The sequence below is a fragment of the Pseudomonas sp. N2-3-1-14 genome (assembly GCF_041228395.1).
Lineage (GTDB): Bacteria > Pseudomonadota > Gammaproteobacteria > Pseudomonadales > Pseudomonadaceae > Aquipseudomonas.
The window spans coordinates 357,280-375,431 of sequence record NZ_CP166199.1 but is presented as its reverse complement, the minus strand read 5'-3'; the positions used below and the strand labels follow the sequence as shown (position 1 = coordinate 375,431).

The following is an 18,152-nucleotide window of genomic DNA, read 5'->3' as shown; positions in this document are numbered from 1 at the left end:
TGAAGAGTTTACGCAGGGCCGGGGCCGGTCGGCAGGACAACGCCCTGCTCGACCGGCCTTCTGGTTTCGATGAAGAGGAATGGCATATGAATCAGCGTGCCAGAACGGCCAGTGAGGATGAGCCGCTGCACGGGCTCGCCAATCAGGCCTGGAATAATCAGCCTGCTACCAGCTACCTCACCGTTGTAGCGCATGTAGTAGCCCGTTCCGATAGAGCTGATCAGCATCCACTCGTTCCGCGCGCCGAAAGTATCCGAACCGTTCCAAGCCTCGAGGTATTGGTCGTTGAGCACCTGGTCGCGGTGACTGTAGTTCCAGACGCCATTGGATCGCTTGTAGCTGACTGCATTGTTTCCGGAGTCGAACACCACCGTTGACGACCCTGGCGCCCAAACTCGCACGCCGTGGGTTTCGCCGCTGATATACCCGCCGGAAAACACCACCAGGAACTCGCACATATAGGCCCGCATAAGCGGATACAGCTGCGCGGTGTTCTGCGGGTTGCCTGGGAGGTTCGTGATGGTGAACACCACCACCATACCGGTCCATGCGCCTGGCGCGCCCTTAGCGGCAACGTAGCCAATGACGGTGTTAACCTGCGAGGCAACGTTGCGTGGCCTGGCGAACACCAGCGGCGGCGTCGGACTGGTTGATACGCCGTAAAACGTGTATTCCAGGAAGATCGCCACCGGCGGGATGCCATCCCTATCCTTGTAGAGGCGGATGTCAGTCCAGCCGGCGTTATCGACGTGCCCAGCGCTCTCGCCGACGGCGATGAAGATCGGATTGTTCTCATCGACGGCGAGGTTACCCCAGTCGTTTTTGATCCTGAATCCGATGCTCATGAAGAAATCCCAAGTATCAGAAAGCAGGACACGGGCGCTGCGGACCATGTCAGCGTGTTGCCGTCCGCACTGATCACCACAAGTGGTACAGGAGAGAACCCCACGTTTTCAGCAGGCATCAGGCTGATATCCAGCTTGAAACCCGCATACTGCGTCAAATCCAAGCTGCCACCGGCGTTGCTCTGAGTTCGGATCGACTCCATTTTTCGGATTGTTCGAACCGTGCTATCGAACGTGACCTGCTGGTTCGCATCACGGCATCGAATGATCGACGTCATACCATCATCTCCCCGATTTCAATGCGCAGGCCGCCGGCGGCGTCGTACCAGTGTTGGTATTGGTCCGTCATGACCATGCGCGTCCCACCCACGAGCCCGTTCATGAATATCCCAGCCTGCGGGTCGATCACGAACCGTGGCAGCCCGCCGGCACCTATCTGCGAGCTCACCAACTGCCCGTAAATCTGGCCGAAACCGATAGTGATGCTCGCCACGTCGATGGCATCGGCGCGCAGCTGGCCGCCAATCGTGGTAATCGGCGTGAATCCGTCATTGGCAGTCAGCTTGCCAATGCTAATCGGGCCGATCTGCGCTTGCTGGATGGATGCCTCTTTCACCAGCAGTGTGTTGATGTAGACCCGCTCGTTATCCACCATAAATGGGTTCACGTAGTTCGGGCCGTGAGCACCTGGTGTGGCGAGCCAGAAGCGGTTGGCCAAGATGGAAAAGTCAGCCACCTGACCATTGTTATAAGCGCCGAAGCCACTGATAAGCCCGTTTACGTCGAGCCGGAGCGTGTATTGAGCAGACAGCCCCTCAAGCGCCGAGGAGTGCGTGCTGAGGGTTTGCTCGATAGCTGCTGACTGGTCGTTCAAGTTGCTTTGTAATGTGGTGATAGCCCGGGTGGTCGCCTCGAACTCGTTGACGATGGCCTGCTGATCCTGAACGTATATCGCATCGGTGTTATCCATCCGCGCGACCAGGCTCATCATGTTGCGGACCTGGGTTTCCAAAGCACTTGCAAAGGTCTCACTGTAACCGGTCAGCACCGCCTCAGCTGTCTCAAGGCGGGATGACATGCCGTTCAGTGCCTGGGTTGCGGCGTCCTGCAGGGTGATACGTGCCGAGCGCTCGCCGACGATATCGGCCTGGGCCTTACCGACGCTGACCTGCATCAGGTCGATTTGATGGGCGATTGCCTGCTGATCGGAGGTAATGACTTCCTGCAACTGCGTGATAGCCGCCTTCACGTCTTCGCCAGTCTGCACCCGGATATCGGTGATTTGCCGGCGGATCTGGACGTTGTCGTCATCGCGCAGGAATCGCTCAGCGGACGTCAGAAGCCTCGCCGACTGCGCTGCCGCATCCAGCATTGCTATCGTCTGATTCAGCCCTTCCAAATCGATGGCTTTCGCCAGCGCTTTCGCAAGCTCGCTCTGACTGGTCTGGCTGGTGATCAGCTTGAGCAGATACTCGATATCGAGCTGCGCCTCGATGGCGGTGCCGGCCGGGCTGTTAGGAGGTCCCTCAATGCCCGAGGTGGAAACCCAGGTGATCCAGTAGAAATACACTTTCCCTTTCTTGGGATCGTTGGGGTCTACCGCATCGCCTCGAATTGGGTCGCTGTACATCATGCCCGTGGCGCGACTGATCTGCGTCGCCTGACCGAAGTTATCAGTTTCACTGCGGTAAATGTTGGTCAGCGAGTGGTTTCGATAGAGCTTGTAAGGGTTATCCCAGGTCAGGGTGTTCATGCCGAACACACCAGCACCTTGGAACCCCACAGGGGCAGGCGGTATTGCCCGGTCCGGCACGCCAGGGCTTGGAACCAATCCGCCGTTACCACCTGGCTTCCAGCCTGGCCGGAGCGTGAACGCACCGCTTTCCAGCAAATCCCGGTAGGTCAGCTTCTTGTCGAGGCCATTCCCGCGATTCCCCTCGCCCGTCTCAATGATCTCAGTCAGAGCACTGAAAAACGGGCGCAACTCCGCCGAAACCTTGCTGCTGGGTGCAGGAAGGCTTGAGCGTTTTGTCGTCATTAGGTCAACTCAGAGGGTGTGTTCGCAATTTGGATGGAGAAAACTTCGGTCGAGCCGGACGCTTCCAACTGCCATTCGCGCGCATCCGCGAAACCCGGCGGCAGCCTGAACATCTGGTTACTGCCAATTTCGGCGTCGAGCGCAGTGATGCCATCGGCGAACACCCGAAACTGGACCGGAAACGCCGCCGCCACCACCTTTCCGCAGCTGAAATTCGCCGCACCAGGTGGAAACTCGAATACCTTCGAGCGCCATCGGTAGGTCATCGGCGGCCCGCCTCGCCACTTGGCAATCGTGCTGCCCTGGATCAGATACAGCGTGGAGGCCGCAATGTCGTAGTAGGAGTTGGCCGCCTGGGCGTCAATGAACTCAATACCCTCGCCCGGGGCCAGGGCAAAGCACCCGCCATCGTAAAACGCCAGGTACCGCCCTTCGTATCGACACGCATGAATCGATGTGGGATTTAGCGCTTGCCATTGCTCCGGTGTCAGCACACCGTCGGTGATCAGTTGAGGCTCACCGCCAGACACCGCCACCAGCCCCTCGGTCGACGCATAGACGACGTACTCGCCCATATCGACCACCGACCCCCTGGACACGCACACACGGTCTGCATCCGGGTCAGCAGCGCTCATCGCCGCAGGCGTTGTGCCGGTGACCAGTCGCGGACGTCCGGTGGTGGCAACCACCAACCCGGCAGTGGTGACGCCGATCCCGACTATTTTGTCAGGAAAGGAAATTTGGTAATCAACCGGCCAGGCGTGCGGGTGATACGGCTCGCAAAAGCACAGCGTGTTGTCGAAGAACCCGGCAAATATGCCGTTTGGCATCTCGACCAGGCCGACCATCGCCGGATCTGGCATATCCCAGGTGAGCGACGGGCAGGCAATACCCAGCTCATCACTGTTCACGTCGTCCACCCAACTGCCCTGGGCCACAGGGAAGTCAGCCAAATACAGAAATTCACCGCCGCTTTCCGACCGGTAGAGCCGCTTGGTGACGATGTTGTACGGACCGTTGGGCGACGGCGGCAGTTGAACGTTGACTTTCCCAGGCAACTGGTCGCCCGCGCCGTCCCAGCGGTTGATGATGTTCGACGCAGGGCTGGGCGGCCCCTCTTCGCCATAGGCTGAGACATAGGTCACCACATACGTCGCGCCCACGGTGGTGGTGGGCGGTGCTTCACCGCCGGCTGGCTCTGTCACCAATGGCGCGCTGACCGGAGCAGGGATGCCCAGCCGATAAAACCCGGATGGGTATGGCCCAGCGCCCTGAGTGGCGATACCGATGGGGGCCATCTTGGGAAACGAGTCGCCGGTCCAGTACACCCGCGACCAAGCATCCTTCGCCAGCGGGCTTTTTGCTGCATTGACCTGCTGACCATCGCCCCAGGCAAACCAGAACCCGGCGCCGTTGTTACCGAATGGGTACCGGTAGATAGATGACGGATTGATCACGCCGCCAATCCCAAGCACGGGCAGCGGCGCGTTTTCAGCCCGCAGCGACCCCTTGCGCAGGTTTACGTTGCGGGCCGCCTGGGCGTTGGTCGGCTGCAAAAGACGCGGAGTCAGTGCCGGCAGCTCACCCTTGAAAGACGTGATCGCAATCGATGTCATGGAAACCTCGGTGTTTTCATCCTTATGCTGCCGGACTGGTGGCCGGCGAGCGCCTCAGATCGGGCATTTGTGCAGAGGGCATAGAACGCTGCCTGATCCATCAGGGCGCGCTGCATGTCGGACCAGGGTTTCTCGGGCATCTTGCGCAGCCAGTACTGGGCGCCGAGCATCAACGCCTCACAGTAACGGTCCAGCAGCCAGTCCGGGGGCACCGCCACAGTGGAGCCAAACGTGGGCCGCACGACCACATCAGCGGTCAGTCCCGAAGGGCCACCGGTGACAATAACCGTGTCCGGCGAAGGCTGGAACACCTGGCAATAGGCAGGCCGGCCATCCTGATACAGCGCCTGGATGCGGATTGGCTCCAGGCCAGGCCCGGCGGTGATCTGCTGCTCACCATCGGACAGCTGGATTCTGACTTTCCAAGCCGGCACCTCTGTGCACAGCTCGCGCAGCGCCCAAGCCACACCGTCACGGATAGAGGCGATTACCACCCCCGGCACGTTTGGCAGGATCTGGTCGACCAGCTGGCTCACGTTCATTGCTGCGGTACCTGTTGTTGGGACGTGGCGGCGACCGGCAGAGGCCCAAGCATGCGATCTGTCTGCACTTTCATGCCTAGGGCAGCCTGGAACATCTGGAAGTGCATCGTTGCGCGGTTGAGGTTGGCCGCGTGTTCGGCGTCTTTCGCGTAGGCCCTGGAGAGGATGTAATCCACCAGCACCGGCGCAAACGAGTCATCCAGGCGGATCTTTTCAGCAGCGGAGTCGGTGGCCATCGCCTGGACGTGCGGGTCTGGCACCGACGAGTAGATGATCTCCAGTTTGCTGGTGGCCATTGCCGGCGGGTAGACATAAAACTGGCGCGGTGCCGCCTCGTCGAAGATGTACTGCTCAATTTCCTCGACCTGCTGCTCGGCGTGCCACCGGCGCCTGGTTGAGTCGATAGCGCCTCGGGTCGTGAGAATCACACTCAGCCCACCGCCCGCGGGGGTGATGTTGCGCACCACCTCCAGCAGGCGCAGGCCGCCCTCGGGGATGGATTGCCTGGTGCCCGGGGCGCAAGTAATTTCGGCCGTGACAGAACTGGCATTGGGCTTGATGTTGCAAATTGCCGCATACCCTTCATTCAGCCAATCCAGCAGCTCGGTGTTTGCCCACCGGGTGCCGTTGGAAGTGACTTCCTGCAGGATCTTTTTGGCGCGGGTCAGGATGTTGCCTACAGTCGTCACGGCCACGTTTTACACCTCTTGCATGTAGGAGAGTTTCGCCAGCTCGGTAGTCCATACGAACTCGCAGCCGGTCCTGGTGTTGCGCAGCAGACGATTGCCGGTGACCGGCACCGAACGCTCCTCATCGTCGACGTCGTCGAGATCAGGCGCCTGGGCCTCGGCCAAAGCAGTGGCTGTTGGCGGGTCGCCCGCTACCAACTTCATGTTGATACCAGGGATGCTCATCTCATCGACGAGCGCCTGCGGGATGTACAGCTGGCCATCTTCGCCATTCAAGGTGACCGGCCCGATGTGACGCCCGGGGCCAGGGTCGGCAGCGACCTGCACAGTTTCAACAGCGGTACTTTGGGCAGCTGCGTCGTCGCCGGCTGGTTGGTCGCCCTCCGACGCTTGATCAGCACCATCGCCCGATACCCCGCGCGCAGCGGAGTCAGTGTCGACGTCAGGATCGCCGGTGGTCTTGGGATCAGCGAGCCCAGCAGTGCCGGCATTGCCAGGCGCCAGATCAGGGTTCGGCGCGCTTTCGTCGTCAGCTTCATCAGCCAGGGCCTTCTCGAGCCCTGCGAGCAATTCGGAGCGAAGTGTGTCCTCGCTTTTGCGTTGGTCAGCCTTCAAGCCCAGGTCTTTGAGCATTTCAAGCAAGCCGTCTTTGCCGGCTGTTTTTGCCTTTTCAATCAATTCGCGAATCATGGTTTTCTCCGAGAAAAGCAAAAAGCGGCCAGGCGGCCGCTTATGGTGTGGAGATGAGGGTGATCAGCGGCTGCAGTACAGGTTGCCGATCGCTTTCGGGTCGATGACGCCGGAACCGAACACGTTCAAACCACGAACGAGCTTGCCGAAGTCGTTCGGGTTAGGCAGGGTTTCCATTTGGGTCATCTGGCTGGCAAAGGTGAGGCCTTTCTTGTGACCGAACATCACGTTGCTGGCCTTCTTGGTGGCCGCGACATCATCCACTGCTGTGGTGTTGTTGCTGATGAACACGGTGAAACGATCGAGCATGCCGACCTTGCCGTTGCGGAAGACCGAAGTGGCATCGCCCATGATGCTGGCGTCACGCAAGTCGGACTTTTTCAGCATGCCGTTCATCCAGGCAGGCAGAACCACCCAGCGGCCTTGCTCGGGAACGTTTTGCTCGTCGAGAACGGTGCCGCAGTCCACCAACACATCCAGGATGTTGTCCTTGGTGATCTGCACAGGCGCGCCAGCTTTGCCGAGGTTGATGCCGCCAGACTTGGCGCCGGCGTTGTCGCCGCGGTTGGCCGCGGCAGCGTCGGCGTAGTGGCGGTTCAGCAGCTGGGTGTCGATAGCCACCTTCATCTGCTCACCGCCGTCGGTGCTGAACTCATCCATGAGTTTGATATCGGCCTGGTAAGCATCGACGTCGTTCACCTCGAACGCGAAGTACTTGCCCTGGTCAATCTGCAGCTGCACCTTGTCACTTACCGGCTTTTCGTAAGTAACGCCGCCGCCGATCACGTAGTCCTTGATGACAATCGAAGGTACGGTGCGGATGTTGATGGTGTCGCCTTGATTCTTGATTTCGCCCTCATAGTCGGTGTTTGCGATCTCACCGAATACGGTTGCGGCATACAGCTTCTGAACCAACTTACCGGACCAGAGCGCCGGGATGAAACCCGATGCACTGGTGGAGCTGTAGTTTGGATGCCCTGGGGCGCGTGCTGGACCTGCCATGTTGTAGCTCCTATTTCCTGACGCCTCGCGGCGTTACAGAGCGCGTGCTATCGCGAAATGCGACCGTTTGCTACCGCGTCTGAGATGTCCTGTTCAATCGCAGTCGCCTCGGCTTTCGTGTACCGCTTGCCCAGCGCCACATCCTTGTAGAACTCGTTGATTTCAGCATTGCTCCACCACTTACCCTCCGCCGGCGGCGTAGGATCGGTGCGAGTGGAGCGTGGCTGAACGTTTTCCGGTGGGATGGTGCGATCTGGGTTCGGTGCTGCCGGTGCGGGCTGCGCGTCTTTGAAGGCCTGGAACAGCGCGGCGACGCGGTATGCGTCGTTGGCTGTCTGGGCCTCGATCAAAAGCTGCTGCCGCTCTTTGCCGGTGAACGTGTCCATGTGGCTGAGCCATTCATGGAACGCGGGCAATCCGTTGATCTCAACAGCGTCAGGAATGCGCTGAATCAGTTGCCGGAAGAACTCTTCCTGCGCTTGCTCGGCTTTTTCCTGCTCGCTTTGCTGGTTTTTATGCTTCAGCCCTTCGAGTTCGGTTTTAATCGATTCCAGCTCTGCAGGATTGGCGCCAGAAGCCTGGCCACCAGCCACTCGCTGGATAAGTGCTATGAGGTCCGGCCCGTAGCTCTCAATTTCCTCGGGGGTCAGATCCGACACTGCACGCTGTACCGCATTGCCTGCGGGCTGCTGCGCTTTCGCCAGTTCTGCGGTCAGTCGGGACACTTCCTGTTGCAACGCGGGTACTTCAGCGTTGTATTTCCCTTGCATGACCTTGAAGCGTTGCTCCCAGTAATCAGCACCATCGTTACGGGCGGCGGGGGCCGGGTCCGTTTTGGCGGGTGCTTGGTGGTCTGAGATCACCGGCGCATTTGGATCTGCTGCCGGAGCCGCATCTGGTGCGGGGTTCTCGGCAGGCTTATTCAGCGCTTCCTGAATAGCCGTTGCTTCATCGATTTGCGCCTGTACGTTGCGGGGTAGCGTGCTCATTGATCGTATTCTCCTTGGGTAGAGCCGGCAGGTCCGGGCTTCTGGTGTGCTACTGGTTCCGGGCACTTGGCCGAATGACCGGAGAGTGGCCACAAAAAAACCGCCTCAAGTTGGGCGGCTTTTTCTGTAGCTACTGGATAGGTCGCGAGGTGCTTGCCTGGATTCGCTCAAGCATCTCGCGGGATTCTTCAAACGTCTTGATCAGCTCCCTGGCCAGGCTCGCCCTGCCCTGGGCCCTGAATAAACCCTCCAGGTTGTTCACCCCCTCCAGGCTCTGCTGCGCCTCCATCAAATGGCTGCTCAGTATCTCCTTGAGGTGCTTCCATTCCGGGCTGTTGGTCAGGTTGACCAGGGCTTGCCACTGCTGGTTGCTGGGTTTCATTGGCTCCGCCACCTGCATGTTGAAGTTGGGCGACCACGGCACCGTTGCCCATAGCGAGGCGCTGGGCCTCAGCACGGGTTTTCTCGGCCTTCGCGGTCAGTTCAGCTGTTTGGGCAGCGGTTTTCTCGGTTTCCGCTTCGACCTGCTGCCCCACCGCAGCGGCTTGCTGTTGCTGCTGTTGGGCCTGCTGCGCCTGCTGCTGCTCCTCCCGGGCCTTCATCTCGGCTTTCGTCGGGATCAGCCCTGGCATATCCAAGCTTTCGGCGACCTTGCGCAAGATTGCGGCCCTACCTTCAAGGCCGAGGATCTGCATGTCGGTCGGGTTGTTGGTGAAGCTCAGGAACTGAGTGCGCGCGTTCAGCGTTTGCTCGCGCTGTAGCATCGCGTTTGCGCCCCGGGCCACGACTTTGCAGTCGCCCTTGATGGCGTTGTTATCGGAGTACCGCATGTTGAACAACCACAGCGCTTCGATGACACGGCGAACCACTCCACGGTCGATGTGGCGGATCGCGTCCTTGATACCCTTGTTGGCCGACTCCATCAGCATCGACAGACCGCTGGCTGTGTTGCCTGCGCCACCGACTTTTTCGGCGCCGTAGATGTATCGCGGGATATTCGTCGCGTCGTCCGCGCGCTTCTCCCATGAGTCATAGACCGCTTGAAGCTCACCAGCCATGCTGACCGGCTGGTAAAAGCGAATCACCGGTGACGTCGCCCCTCCCTGCAGTCCTGCCGTCTGGCCGCTTTTCACCCGCCAGCGTTTCAGCGGATACATCTCGTTTGGGTTTTCACCCGGCTGCAAGCGGTCTTCATCAACTTCCACCTGCGGGCCGCTGGCAAATGCCATGTTGTTGGCCTGCGCGCGGGCTGTTGAGCCGCAGAAGTCCTGCACGTCACTCATCAACTCAGGAATCGACATACCCCAGAACGAGCCAGGCACGATCTGGAACGACGCTTTGTGATATGGCCGGCCGCCCAAAGGGTTGCGGTTGAACACGCACCGGATAACGTGATTGCCGATCAGGATCGCATCAACCTGGTACTCATCAAGCACGTCCGGCACCTGGGATGGATCAATGCCCCATTGCAGGAGCATCAGCCCTTGGGCGCCTCCCCAATAGTGCAACCCTTCGATGGTTTCGCCGTTATTGATCATCCAGTCGCCGGCCTTGTCCTCAAGCCGCGCGCGCTGCGAATCAGTTGCGAGCCACTCACGCAGGCCGCCTTGGCCATGCTCGGCAAGCACGGCGCGAACCGCGTTGTCGCTGTAGCCAGGAACACCGGTGAGCGCGTTGAGACGCGACCGTGTATAGCGTTCGCGCTCAATGATGAATGCACCGTCATCGGTGTTCGTCGAATCTGGCGACGGATAGATGTCGAAGGGCGAAACCCGGTGAAACAGGGGTTGAATCTCCTCCGTTTCGATCATCTGCCAGTTTTGGCCCCAGGCAATCTGCGGCACACGTTGAAGCAATGGCCCCTTAACAAATGCCGCCGGGTAGATGGTGAAGTCGTCGATGAACTCCTCGAGCGCGGTTTCCCAACCACCCTCTGCCAACTGGTCGGCGATAAGCGTTTCATGCGCCTCGCTCGCCTCCTTGGCCTTCTCCTGGATGAGCTCGCGCAGCTTCGCTTCCAGCTCCGCAGGGTCAGGCATTGTCTTTGGCGGCGCATCTTGCCCCTGCTCCCCCTGCTGGGCCTGCATCATCTGCTGGGCGAGCTTCTGCTGAAATGCAGCAAGAAACTCGGGCGGGATATCCGCCACCGGCGTTGGATCTAGCCCCCATGGGTGACCGTTGACAGGAATCAGGATGTCACGAATCCATGAAGCGCCGGCGCGACACTTGGTGGTGGTCAGCTTGGGGTAAATCTCGCTGCCGCCAGCCTCCCGGATTGCCTGGAGCTTCGTCTCCTCATGCTTTCCTTTCTGGCGACGCGCGCAGTCCAGCAGCCGATCATCGATTTCACGCTTGGCATTTTTGGCAGAATCGAAGCACCGACGGATGTGCGCCGCCAAAGACGACTGCACCTGTAGAGCGCGCCGGTTCTGCAGCGCCTGTTCCTCAGCGGCGACGTCATCAGCATGCAGGTCTGCGGCGCTCCTGAATTGCAGCAAACCTAATTCAGCCATGGATCATTGCCTCATGAACGTTGTTGATTTCAGCCTGCCGGCCGGAGCGGCGCAGTTTCGCGCCGTGCTCCAGTTTCCGCAGGTTGGCCAGCAGATCCTGCATGTAGTTCACGGGGTCGACCGCAAACTCGGCCAACTTGACGTTGAGTGTCACGCCCAGGTCGTGAGCCATCTCGAACTGCACCCGAACTGCAGGGTGCCCCCCATCTGGCTCCTTGATCTCTACCGCGTCGACTTGGACCAAGCCAATGTCTCGACGTAGCTGAAAGCTCTGGACGGTGAGCGGGGCAACCAGGCGGGCTATGACGTCGGCGACCTGCTTCCATTCAATAAACATAGTGGTCATGTGTGCGCGCTCCAGTTGCGTCGGGCTCGATCCGTGTTTGATGTTGTTGGCGCTGCGGGGATTGCCCCTGCCGTTGCCTCGAAGACTCCGCAGCGTGCCAGGGTTTCGAATGCCTTGGCCCCGTGGCTCGCCCAGTCGTGACGCGGCTGATCCTTGTACACGCCCAACCTCAGATCCCACTCTTTCCGGTAGTTGTCGATGCAGTCGATCAGCCTTGATACGCCTGCGGTCCTTGGCTTGCCTGTATCGGCATCGCCAGTCGACGCGCGGGTGTCTTGCTCGTCCTCGGCGAACCAGCACAGCGGCAGGAAGTTACGCACCGCCTGCACGCCCTCGCTGTTGCGGGAGACGCGCGGGACGATCTGAAACGTAATCCCGTATTGCTTTGCCACGTCGATCCGGGACTTTCCTGTACCGATCTCGCGCACAACGATGTCGTGCGGGGCGTAGTGTGCACCGTAGGAATAACCCAGCTTTTTGAGCAGATCGCCGTAGTACTCCATGCCCTCACCGGAATGCTCGATGTAATCGATGATGTGCACCTGACGGCCCACCACCTGGAACAGCACGATGGACATAGCGTCCCCCATGCCCAAGTCCCAGGCAGTGAAAACCGGCAACGTAGGGTTTCGGGTCACCGCCTTGGTGATCCGGCCCTGTTGCCGCAGGAATCGCATCTGCGTGAGGTAGTAAGCGCCTTTGATTCCCTGATCGAACGCCTCGTCCGGCGTGGCCGGGTATTCGCGTTTCATGTCGTCGTGGAGTGCTTCGGCTTTTTTGGCGTACCAGGCTTGCTGGGCGCGGTCGAGGCGGATTCCGTGTTTGGCTGCCAGCTCGGCGAAGTACTCTTGCAACCACTGTGGCACCACCACTTGGTCGAATGCCTCCAGGCGATACGTGGGGTCTTTGAACCAGGGGAAGAAGTGGAACTGCCAATCCATCACCGTCGGCGTGCGGCCGGCGTCTTTAATGGCCCTGGCCAACTCGCAGTAGGTGAAGAAGTAGCCTTCACGGCCCTCGGCGGTGCTTTCAATGGTGACCCGGTTGCCCAGGCCCACGGCCTCAAACGCACCGGTGACGATTTCCTGCGCCTTGTCCGGGCTCAGCTTACATATCTTGCCGAACTCCGACACATGCAGGCGCTGGAGCGTGCCGCCCCGGAACGAGGTCGACACCTGAATGCTTGAGCCGTTGTCAAAGATGTAGCCCTGGTCCTTGTCGCTGCGCGGTACTGGCAGGCGCATGCCGATCAGCTTGAAGATCGCCGACCAGGCCGGGTCGCCTGACAGCTTTTCGTAGGCAAACCTGATCTTGTTGCGGTAGATCTCCTTGGCATCCGGCAGCGTGTGGCAGATGCAGCCGGCGCTGTAGTTCCTGGTGAACAGGCAATCGTCGAGCGCGTCGATCATCTCGAAGGTGGTGAAGCCCAACTGCCGGGCCTTGAGGATGATGTCGCGGTTATGCTCGTCGAGGAATCGCTCGCGCTGCTGCTGGTTGGGCTTGAAGCGCTGAACCTTGCCGTTTTTGTCCTTGATTTTGTACAGGGCGTTGAGCCTGTACCACTTGTTGCTCAGGGCTTTCAGTAGTAAAGCCTTTCCCTTGAGCTGCTTGGCGAGGTGTAGGGCGATTAACTCGTCACCCTCACGCACCAGGCGCTGGCGGTCGGTTTCATTCCTCATCACCAGCTGCCTCAGCCAGCAGATCCTCAAGGGATTTGCCTGTGCTTTCCCGTTCTTTGTCGGTATCCAGACCGTGGGCCTGGCGTTCGAGCTTGATCAGCCGCTCCAGGGACTGCGTCGCGTGACCGATGCTCTTGCCGACGTAGTCCAGCGGGATATCGATCTCGACCGGCTCACCCTTCTGGGTCATGACAGTGATCTTGCCGGCGGCGACCTGCTCATGAATGCGCTCGACATACTGCTGAGTGATATCGCGCGTTCTGGCAATCACCACCTGGTGGCCACGTACCAGCTGGGCACCGGCCTCGGCGGCCTGCTCGACGATCTCGGCGTCGTTGGTTGCCTCTGCCACAGCAGCAGCGGCGGCGCGCCCGGTCTTCTCCCTGACGCGCTGACGGATCATCTCAGACAGATCTTTCTGCCACTCATACTTGTCGGCACGGTTGCGGATTGAGCTTTCCGACACATTGTGCCGCCGGCCCAGCTCGCGGTTCGTATAGCAGCCCGTCCGATAATCCCTCTCGACGGCTGCCCAATCACATTTAGCAGCCATGAGCGCTTCCTTAGCGTGAGTATCGGGGTGTGCTGTGCTTACTGCCTTGGTGCCTGGCAGAAGGTGTTGATGTAGTCCTGGGCAGCGCGCAGCGCTATCAGTCCTTCGTCACCGTCGTTGGCGATGGCGACAATTCTTTCTCCAGCCGCTGGGTCAAGTTCGGCTCGCGCTTTTTCATGACCCAGGCCGGAGGTGGCGGTGGTGGCTCCCACTGCGGGACAGGTGGCTTCGACTGACAACCGGCGAGCGCCAGTACCAACAGCAGTGCGAAGACGCTGATTATCGGCTTGGGCATTCTCCAACTCCTTTGTGTGGTCGGTGTCGAGCTGGGCCAGCAGTCGCTGAGTATTCCGGCGAGAATCGGCTGCTTTGTTCAGGGTCGTGACCAGGGATTGGGCGGTGGCCAAGTCCTCAGACTGAGATTGGATGCGCTGATAGCCGCCGTAAATGATGATCAGGCAGCCGATCAGGGCTGCGATCAGATAGCGGATCATGACAACGCTCGGCGGAGTCCTTCCGCTAAAACGGCCTCTGGATAAGCGAACCCTGCGCATTCATGGGCGATGATGCTGGACACCATTACGCCTAGCGTTGCCGGCTTCCGGACGTCGATCACGTCATTGGCACTCACGCCCAGACGTCGAGCCACGGCCGCAATATAGGCCTCGGTGTTGTTCTCATTGCCTGGTGCCCACCTGGTGATGGTTTCTCGCACGGTGTCGATGCCTGGGCCGCCCACGCCAGGCATACCGTCTTTGCCGCGGTAGTTGATCAGCAGCCTGCCCAGGGCGCGGATGCCGTTCTCTGGTGTGTCAAAGCGTGCAAACCGTGGGGATGGCACGCCGACTTCCAGACCAAGCTGCCCTTGCCAAGCATTGCGCGGGTTGTAGTCGATGTTACCGGGGTTGTTGTTGCGTACGCCGCGAGGCGTTGTGATCGTGGTCATGGCGTAGCCCTCGGCTCCACTGGAGCAATGGTGACGGTGCGGACCATGCCGCCCGTGTAGATATCCCGCTTCATCGCGGCACGCACCGCCTCCTCCGCGCTTGCCCCCATATCCATGGCAGCCAAGGCGTATGGCGCGCCACTGCCCATGGCGTCCGGGTTCTCTGGATCGAGATCCTGTTTCCAGATCCCGGTCGTGTCGTCGTGACCGATCATCATCAACTTGCCGCTTTCAACGGCATAACCTGAGCACTCCACGGGCACCTTCGACGGGGTGCCGAAGTAGGCGGCGATCAAAGCCTTCTCGTCACGTACGGCTCCCGACAGAAAGAAGCTGACGCCATCCACAACCAGGCACTTCGATGCGCTGTCGGAGACGATTCGATCGTTACGGACCTGGCGGCCGTCATAGGCGATTACGCCGTCTTTGTAGGCAATGGTCGTCATAGTCAGTAACGCTCCGGGGTTGTAATGCTGGCTCGGTGCCGGTATTCATGAGGATCATTCAAAGCAAGGAGCACGCAGCGTGTCGAAATACAGAATCGAAGAATCGCGCCCCGACTGGTACAAGGGCTTAGGGCCTCTCTACCAAATCCACGATGAAACCGGCCCCATTCGTCATCTACGGTGGGATTACGAGCCCACCGCTATAGCTGTTCTCGATGACTTGGAAAATGGTCGTGCGCTGTTGGCGGACATCAACTACAAGCTGAATGGCACATCGCACAAGAGCGAGGCTCCTGCTCACTTTGCCGAGAACGAAGATGTCATCTACTTCTTCGAGGAAGACAAACTTCCAACGTCGGACAGAGGCCTCACCACTACAGAAGAAAAGCGTGCGGCTCTCTTGAAGAACGGTTATTCGGAGATCGTCATCCACTGGGAATCAGTACCGCCATTTGAATAAATATCCGCGCCACGATTTGGCGCATACGAAAACGTGGCGCGGATTTCAGCTTGGCTGCCTGATCTTGCTGACGATGGATTGGGCAGATTCCCGCACCTCTGTCTCGCGACCGTCAAAGGTGCGGACAATTGCGTGGATGCCCCGGTATTGCGTGCTGGTTGAGGTCTCTTGCACATGAGCGATGGCGCTGGGGGCAAAGTAGTGGCTGTACCCGTTGTGGTCAGTCAGCTCGATCATGGTCGCTCCTCAGTCTGTGCCCGCGTCAGCGCCTCACCTGCTTTGTCGGCTGCTTTGCTGGCCGTGTCAGCTGCCTGAACGGCGGTGTGGGATGCCTCTTGCACCTTCACTGCTGCGTCTTGGGTCTTCTCGGCAAGGTTGGTCAGCCGGAGGTCACGCTTGCCGAGGGCCGCCACGTAGGCCTCGCGCACCTCGGTGAGTTGCTTGGTGTGTTCGGCAGTGGATGACCACACGCCGGCTTGCCAGCCCAGGGTCGCGCCTCCGGCTACCAGCACGAGGGCAATCAGCCAACCTTCAACCCGACGCCACCAGTGACGGGCGATGAACTCCATTGCGCATCTGTCCATTAGTTGTCATCTCCCAGCTTCGTGCGCAGGCGGTGGATCTCTTCGCTCTGCAGCGTGACGCGCTCGGTAAGTTGGCCGACTTGGCTGGTGAGCGCCTCGATTTTGCCTTCCATGCGCCCTACTGCTGCGGCGAGCTCGTTGCGCTCTTTCGCGAACTGGTCTGCTCTGGCCTCGGCGGCGTTGGCCCGGGCGCGCTCGGTGTCGAGCAGCTCATTCAGCCGGCGCACGGTGCCGATGTCGGCGTTATCCATTGCCCGGTCGGTCGCGTCTTTGGAGAGGAACTTCCTCAGCCAGAGCAAGCCACCAAGCACTACGGTGCCCGTGCCACTCAGCCACGCGAGCGTCCCTGGGCCGAGGTCGTTTGGGTCCATCCGTCTCTCCAAATGAAAAATACAACATAAGTGTTGTGTTACAACAAAAATGTTGTAGAATGAACTCACCCCAACAACGAGGCGAGGTGATGAAGTTCAGCGAGTTCAGACGATGGTTGAAGGCCCAAGGGGTGACCTTCGAAGCTGGCAAGGGAAGCCACTTCAAAGTAATCGCCCCAAACGGCAACAGGACCACCTTCGCGGATCACGGAAGCAAGGAAATGCCCGAACCGACCCGCAAGGCGATCATTAAACAACTGGGGCTCTGATGAGCCCCTTCACCACATCTGCACGCTGAGCGATCACCTCCAAAGGAGTGACCATGTACAACTACGCAATCCGCTTTGAGCAGGACGACAGCGCTCCCGGCCTAGCCGTGTTCTGCCGTGACCTGCCAGAGCTGAACAGCTACGGCGACGACAAAGAACACGCGATCCGTGAAGCGCAGGACGCGATTGAGAGTGCGCTATCCATCTACGTCGACGAGCGCCGAGCGATTCCAGCGGCATCTGCACCCCAGGCCGGCGAACACGTCATCCACTTACCAGCGGTGACCGTGGCAAAGATCGCCCTGTGGAACTCGATGATGGATCGAGATATGCGCAAGGCCGACTTATGCCGGTTGCTGGGCGTTCACCAGGCCCAGGGGGATCGCCTGGTCGACTTCCTGCACACATCGAAGATGGAACAGGTGGAAAACGCCCTGGCCGCGCTCGGTAAACGCCTGTCGGTGTCTGTCGAGGCAGCCTGAATAGGTGCCAGGGCGAACCCTGGCGGTTTGTGCTTGTGTGTCGTCATCTCGACGATACGGCACGTCGCTGCAACGCCTCACGGCGTGGCGGTGCAATCACCCCTGTTCGGGATTCAGTGGCTGAGCAACTGCCGCCGCGGTGGTGACGGTCACTGAGCCTTGGTACATCGTTTTCAGCTCCGCGACGTACACGGGCTGCTTGGGCGCCTGCTGGACCATTTGTTCAGCACGGGCGTTCGCCTCATCCTCGGTCGCGAACTGCGTCTGCAGCGGCGAATTGGGAAAAGGCTGAGGGATCACTACAAAAGGCATGGGTTCACCTATCTGGTTAGCGGTCGGCGATCATCCGGCCATTGATGTGGCATGTATCAGCGTGCAGCACGAATGGCGGCTCAGCAGCCATCACGATCATGACGTGGCCGCCGGCGCGGATCTCTACTCGTTCAGCGGACACCACCAGCGTGCTGGCTGACGGGCGTGCGGCCAAGCGCTCTGCCATCTCAGCGGCCGTCTCTGGCCGTTTGTAAATCAGCCTGGTGCGAATGTCGGTGCAATCGCGGTCGTATGACTCGTCCGTGGTCGAGAACTCCGCACCGTCGCGGTACTCGGCGGGAATAGCCATAACCTGGTCACCAATGAATCGGTAACGCTCGATCGCATTGGTTGGCAGTTCGCTCTCGGCCCAGTCCCCCACTTCCACTGTGATCAGGCGCGGGACGTTCAACTGGCCCGTGCCTCCCGAATTCAGCTCCATGGCGCCGGTCGCCTCATCCAGCCGCAGGCCAGACAGGCCCGGCACATAGTCATGGCTCTGCATTGTGGATCTCCACGTCGTAATAGGCGCGGGCAACCGGACGCGATCCATGCTGCTGATCCGGCCTTTGCTCATCCTTGAGCATTCACCCACATAAAACTCGTTGATTGGCGGAAGGCGGAGGAGTCGAACCCCTACCGTTTCCAGCAGCACCGGGTTCAAACCGGCTTGCCTACCACTTGGCGCCGCCTTCCAGGAACGCAAAACCCCGCACGATGGCGGGGCTCTTGAATGGGTGCAGGTGGCTGGCGCAACTCTCCAGCTCTGGTGGGGCAGAT

Annotated in this window: 24 protein-coding genes and 1 tRNA gene; 3 read left to right on the top strand and 22 right to left on the bottom strand. The window is 59.9% G+C overall.

Annotated elements, in window-relative coordinates; genetic code table 11:
* Positions 1-8: 8 nt before the first annotated feature.
* The 16 genes from AB5I78_RS01690 to AB5I78_RS01615 form a co-directional block, all read right to left on the bottom strand.
* On the bottom strand, positions 9-845 hold the full coding sequence (locus AB5I78_RS01690) for a hypothetical protein (protein WP_369301731.1): 837 nt from the start codon (positions 843-845) through the stop codon (positions 9-11).
* On the bottom strand, positions 842-1,123 hold the full coding sequence (locus AB5I78_RS01685; protein ID WP_177069184.1) for a hypothetical protein: 282 nt from the start codon (positions 1,121-1,123) through the stop codon (positions 842-844). Before AB5I78_RS01685 ends, AB5I78_RS01690 begins: the two co-directional genes overlap by 4 nt.
* Complete coding sequence (locus AB5I78_RS01680; protein WP_369301732.1) at positions 1,120-2,883, bottom strand: DUF1983 domain-containing protein; 1,764 nt, start codon at positions 2,881-2,883, stop codon at positions 1,120-1,122. The genes AB5I78_RS01685 and AB5I78_RS01680 overlap by 4 nt, the downstream gene beginning before the upstream one ends.
* A complete protein-coding gene (locus AB5I78_RS01675) occupies positions 2,883-4,499 on the bottom strand; it encodes a hypothetical protein (protein ID WP_369301733.1) in 1,617 nt (538 codons plus the stop codon). The genes AB5I78_RS01680 and AB5I78_RS01675 overlap by 1 nt, the downstream gene beginning before the upstream one ends.
* The gene (locus tag AB5I78_RS01670) at positions 4,496-5,041 is read right to left on the bottom strand and encodes a hypothetical protein (RefSeq protein ID WP_198791382.1); all 546 of its coding nucleotides are present in this window, start codon (positions 5,039-5,041) and stop codon (positions 4,496-4,498) included. The genes AB5I78_RS01675 and AB5I78_RS01670 overlap by 4 nt, the downstream gene beginning before the upstream one ends.
* Positions 5,038-5,736: a DUF6682 family protein gene (locus AB5I78_RS01665; protein ID WP_369301734.1), complete on the bottom strand. Its 699-nt coding sequence runs from the start codon at positions 5,734-5,736 to the stop codon at positions 5,038-5,040. The genes AB5I78_RS01670 and AB5I78_RS01665 overlap by 4 nt, the downstream gene beginning before the upstream one ends.
* Before the next feature lie 3 nt (positions 5,737-5,739).
* Entirely contained in the window at positions 5,740-6,420 is a 681-nt protein-coding gene (locus AB5I78_RS01660; RefSeq protein WP_369301735.1) for a hypothetical protein, read from the bottom strand.
* A gap of 63 nt (positions 6,421-6,483) precedes the next feature.
* Positions 6,484-7,422 (bottom strand): hypothetical protein, encoded by a 939-nt coding sequence (locus AB5I78_RS01655; RefSeq protein WP_369301736.1) that lies wholly within the window; start codon positions 7,420-7,422, stop codon positions 6,484-6,486.
* Between the two features lie 47 nt (positions 7,423-7,469).
* Positions 7,470-8,411, bottom strand: coding sequence for a hypothetical protein (locus AB5I78_RS01650; RefSeq protein ID WP_369301737.1), 942 nt, complete (start codon positions 8,409-8,411; stop codon positions 7,470-7,472).
* A 188-nt stretch (positions 8,412-8,599) separates the two neighbouring features.
* On the bottom strand, positions 8,600-10,924 hold the full coding sequence (locus AB5I78_RS01645; RefSeq protein ID WP_369301738.1) for a hypothetical protein: 2,325 nt from the start codon (positions 10,922-10,924) through the stop codon (positions 8,600-8,602).
* Positions 10,917-11,270 (bottom strand): hypothetical protein, encoded by a 354-nt coding sequence (locus tag AB5I78_RS01640; protein ID WP_369301739.1) that lies wholly within the window; start codon positions 11,268-11,270, stop codon positions 10,917-10,919. Before AB5I78_RS01640 ends, AB5I78_RS01645 begins: the two co-directional genes overlap by 8 nt.
* Positions 11,267-12,949, bottom strand: coding sequence for a terminase (locus AB5I78_RS01635; protein WP_369301740.1), 1,683 nt, complete (start codon positions 12,947-12,949; stop codon positions 11,267-11,269). The genes AB5I78_RS01640 and AB5I78_RS01635 overlap by 4 nt, the downstream gene beginning before the upstream one ends.
* Complete coding sequence (locus AB5I78_RS01630; RefSeq protein WP_369301741.1) at positions 12,939-13,502, bottom strand: hypothetical protein; 564 nt, start codon at positions 13,500-13,502, stop codon at positions 12,939-12,941. Before AB5I78_RS01630 ends, AB5I78_RS01635 begins: the two co-directional genes overlap by 11 nt.
* A 38-nt stretch (positions 13,503-13,540) precedes the next feature.
* A complete protein-coding gene (locus tag AB5I78_RS01625) occupies positions 13,541-13,996 on the bottom strand; it encodes a lysis protein (protein ID WP_369301742.1) in 456 nt (151 codons plus the stop codon).
* Complete coding sequence (locus AB5I78_RS01620) at positions 13,993-14,439, bottom strand: structural protein P5 (protein ID WP_106118298.1); 447 nt, start codon at positions 14,437-14,439, stop codon at positions 13,993-13,995. The genes AB5I78_RS01625 and AB5I78_RS01620 overlap by 4 nt, the downstream gene beginning before the upstream one ends.
* A gap of 5 nt (positions 14,440-14,444) precedes the next feature.
* Complete coding sequence (locus AB5I78_RS01615; RefSeq protein ID WP_369301743.1) at positions 14,445-14,894, bottom strand: proteasome subunit beta; 450 nt, start codon at positions 14,892-14,894, stop codon at positions 14,445-14,447.
* Positions 14,895-14,973: 79 nt separating this feature from the next.
* Here AB5I78_RS01615 and AB5I78_RS01610 point away from each other — a divergent pair, with 79 nt between their 5' ends.
* Complete coding sequence (locus AB5I78_RS01610; RefSeq protein ID WP_106118259.1) at positions 14,974-15,354, top strand: hypothetical protein; 381 nt, start codon at positions 14,974-14,976, stop codon at positions 15,352-15,354.
* Between the two features lie 45 nt (positions 15,355-15,399).
* On the opposite strand, the gene AB5I78_RS01605 is transcribed toward AB5I78_RS01610, so the two are convergent.
* The 3 genes from AB5I78_RS01605 to AB5I78_RS01595 are packed head-to-tail and all read right to left on the bottom strand — an operon-like array spanning position 15,400 to position 16,309.
* Complete coding sequence (locus AB5I78_RS01605) at positions 15,400-15,591, bottom strand: hypothetical protein (RefSeq protein WP_054919598.1); 192 nt, start codon at positions 15,589-15,591, stop codon at positions 15,400-15,402.
* The gene (locus AB5I78_RS01600; protein ID WP_106118260.1) at positions 15,588-15,938 is read right to left on the bottom strand and encodes a hypothetical protein; all 351 of its coding nucleotides are present in this window, start codon (positions 15,936-15,938) and stop codon (positions 15,588-15,590) included. Before AB5I78_RS01600 ends, AB5I78_RS01605 begins: the two co-directional genes overlap by 4 nt.
* Positions 15,938-16,309, bottom strand: coding sequence for a hypothetical protein (locus tag AB5I78_RS01595; protein ID WP_054919604.1), 372 nt, complete (start codon positions 16,307-16,309; stop codon positions 15,938-15,940). The genes AB5I78_RS01600 and AB5I78_RS01595 overlap by 1 nt, the downstream gene beginning before the upstream one ends.
* 89 nt (positions 16,310-16,398) lie before the next feature.
* Here AB5I78_RS01595 and AB5I78_RS01590 point away from each other — a divergent pair, with 89 nt between their 5' ends.
* Together AB5I78_RS01590 and AB5I78_RS01585 are read left to right on the top strand one after the other, a co-directional pair.
* The gene (locus AB5I78_RS01590) at positions 16,399-16,578 is read left to right on the top strand and encodes a type II toxin-antitoxin system HicA family toxin (RefSeq protein ID WP_054919606.1); all 180 of its coding nucleotides are present in this window, start codon (positions 16,399-16,401) and stop codon (positions 16,576-16,578) included.
* A gap of 53 nt (positions 16,579-16,631) precedes the next feature.
* Positions 16,632-17,060, top strand: a complete 429-nt coding sequence (locus AB5I78_RS01585) for a type II toxin-antitoxin system HicB family antitoxin (RefSeq protein ID WP_078826854.1) — start codon at positions 16,632-16,634, stop codon at positions 17,058-17,060.
* Between the two features lie 96 nt (positions 17,061-17,156).
* Here AB5I78_RS01585 and AB5I78_RS01580 read toward each other — a convergent pair whose 3' ends face one another.
* The 3 genes from AB5I78_RS01580 to AB5I78_RS01570 all read right to left on the bottom strand — a co-directional run bounded on the left by AB5I78_RS01580 (position 17,157) and on the right by AB5I78_RS01570 (position 18,068).
* Positions 17,157-17,372 carry a hypothetical protein gene (locus tag AB5I78_RS01580; protein WP_078826855.1) on the bottom strand — a complete coding sequence of 72 codons (216 nt, stop codon included), beginning with the start codon at positions 17,370-17,372 and terminating at the stop codon, positions 17,157-17,159.
* Positions 17,373-17,388: 16 nt separating this feature from the next.
* Positions 17,389-17,877, bottom strand: a complete 489-nt coding sequence (locus tag AB5I78_RS01575) for a hypothetical protein (RefSeq protein ID WP_369301744.1) — start codon at positions 17,875-17,877, stop codon at positions 17,389-17,391.
* Between the two features lie 105 nt (positions 17,878-17,982).
* Positions 17,983-18,068, bottom strand: a tRNA-Ser gene (locus tag AB5I78_RS01570).
* Positions 18,069-18,152: the final 84 nt, after the last annotated feature.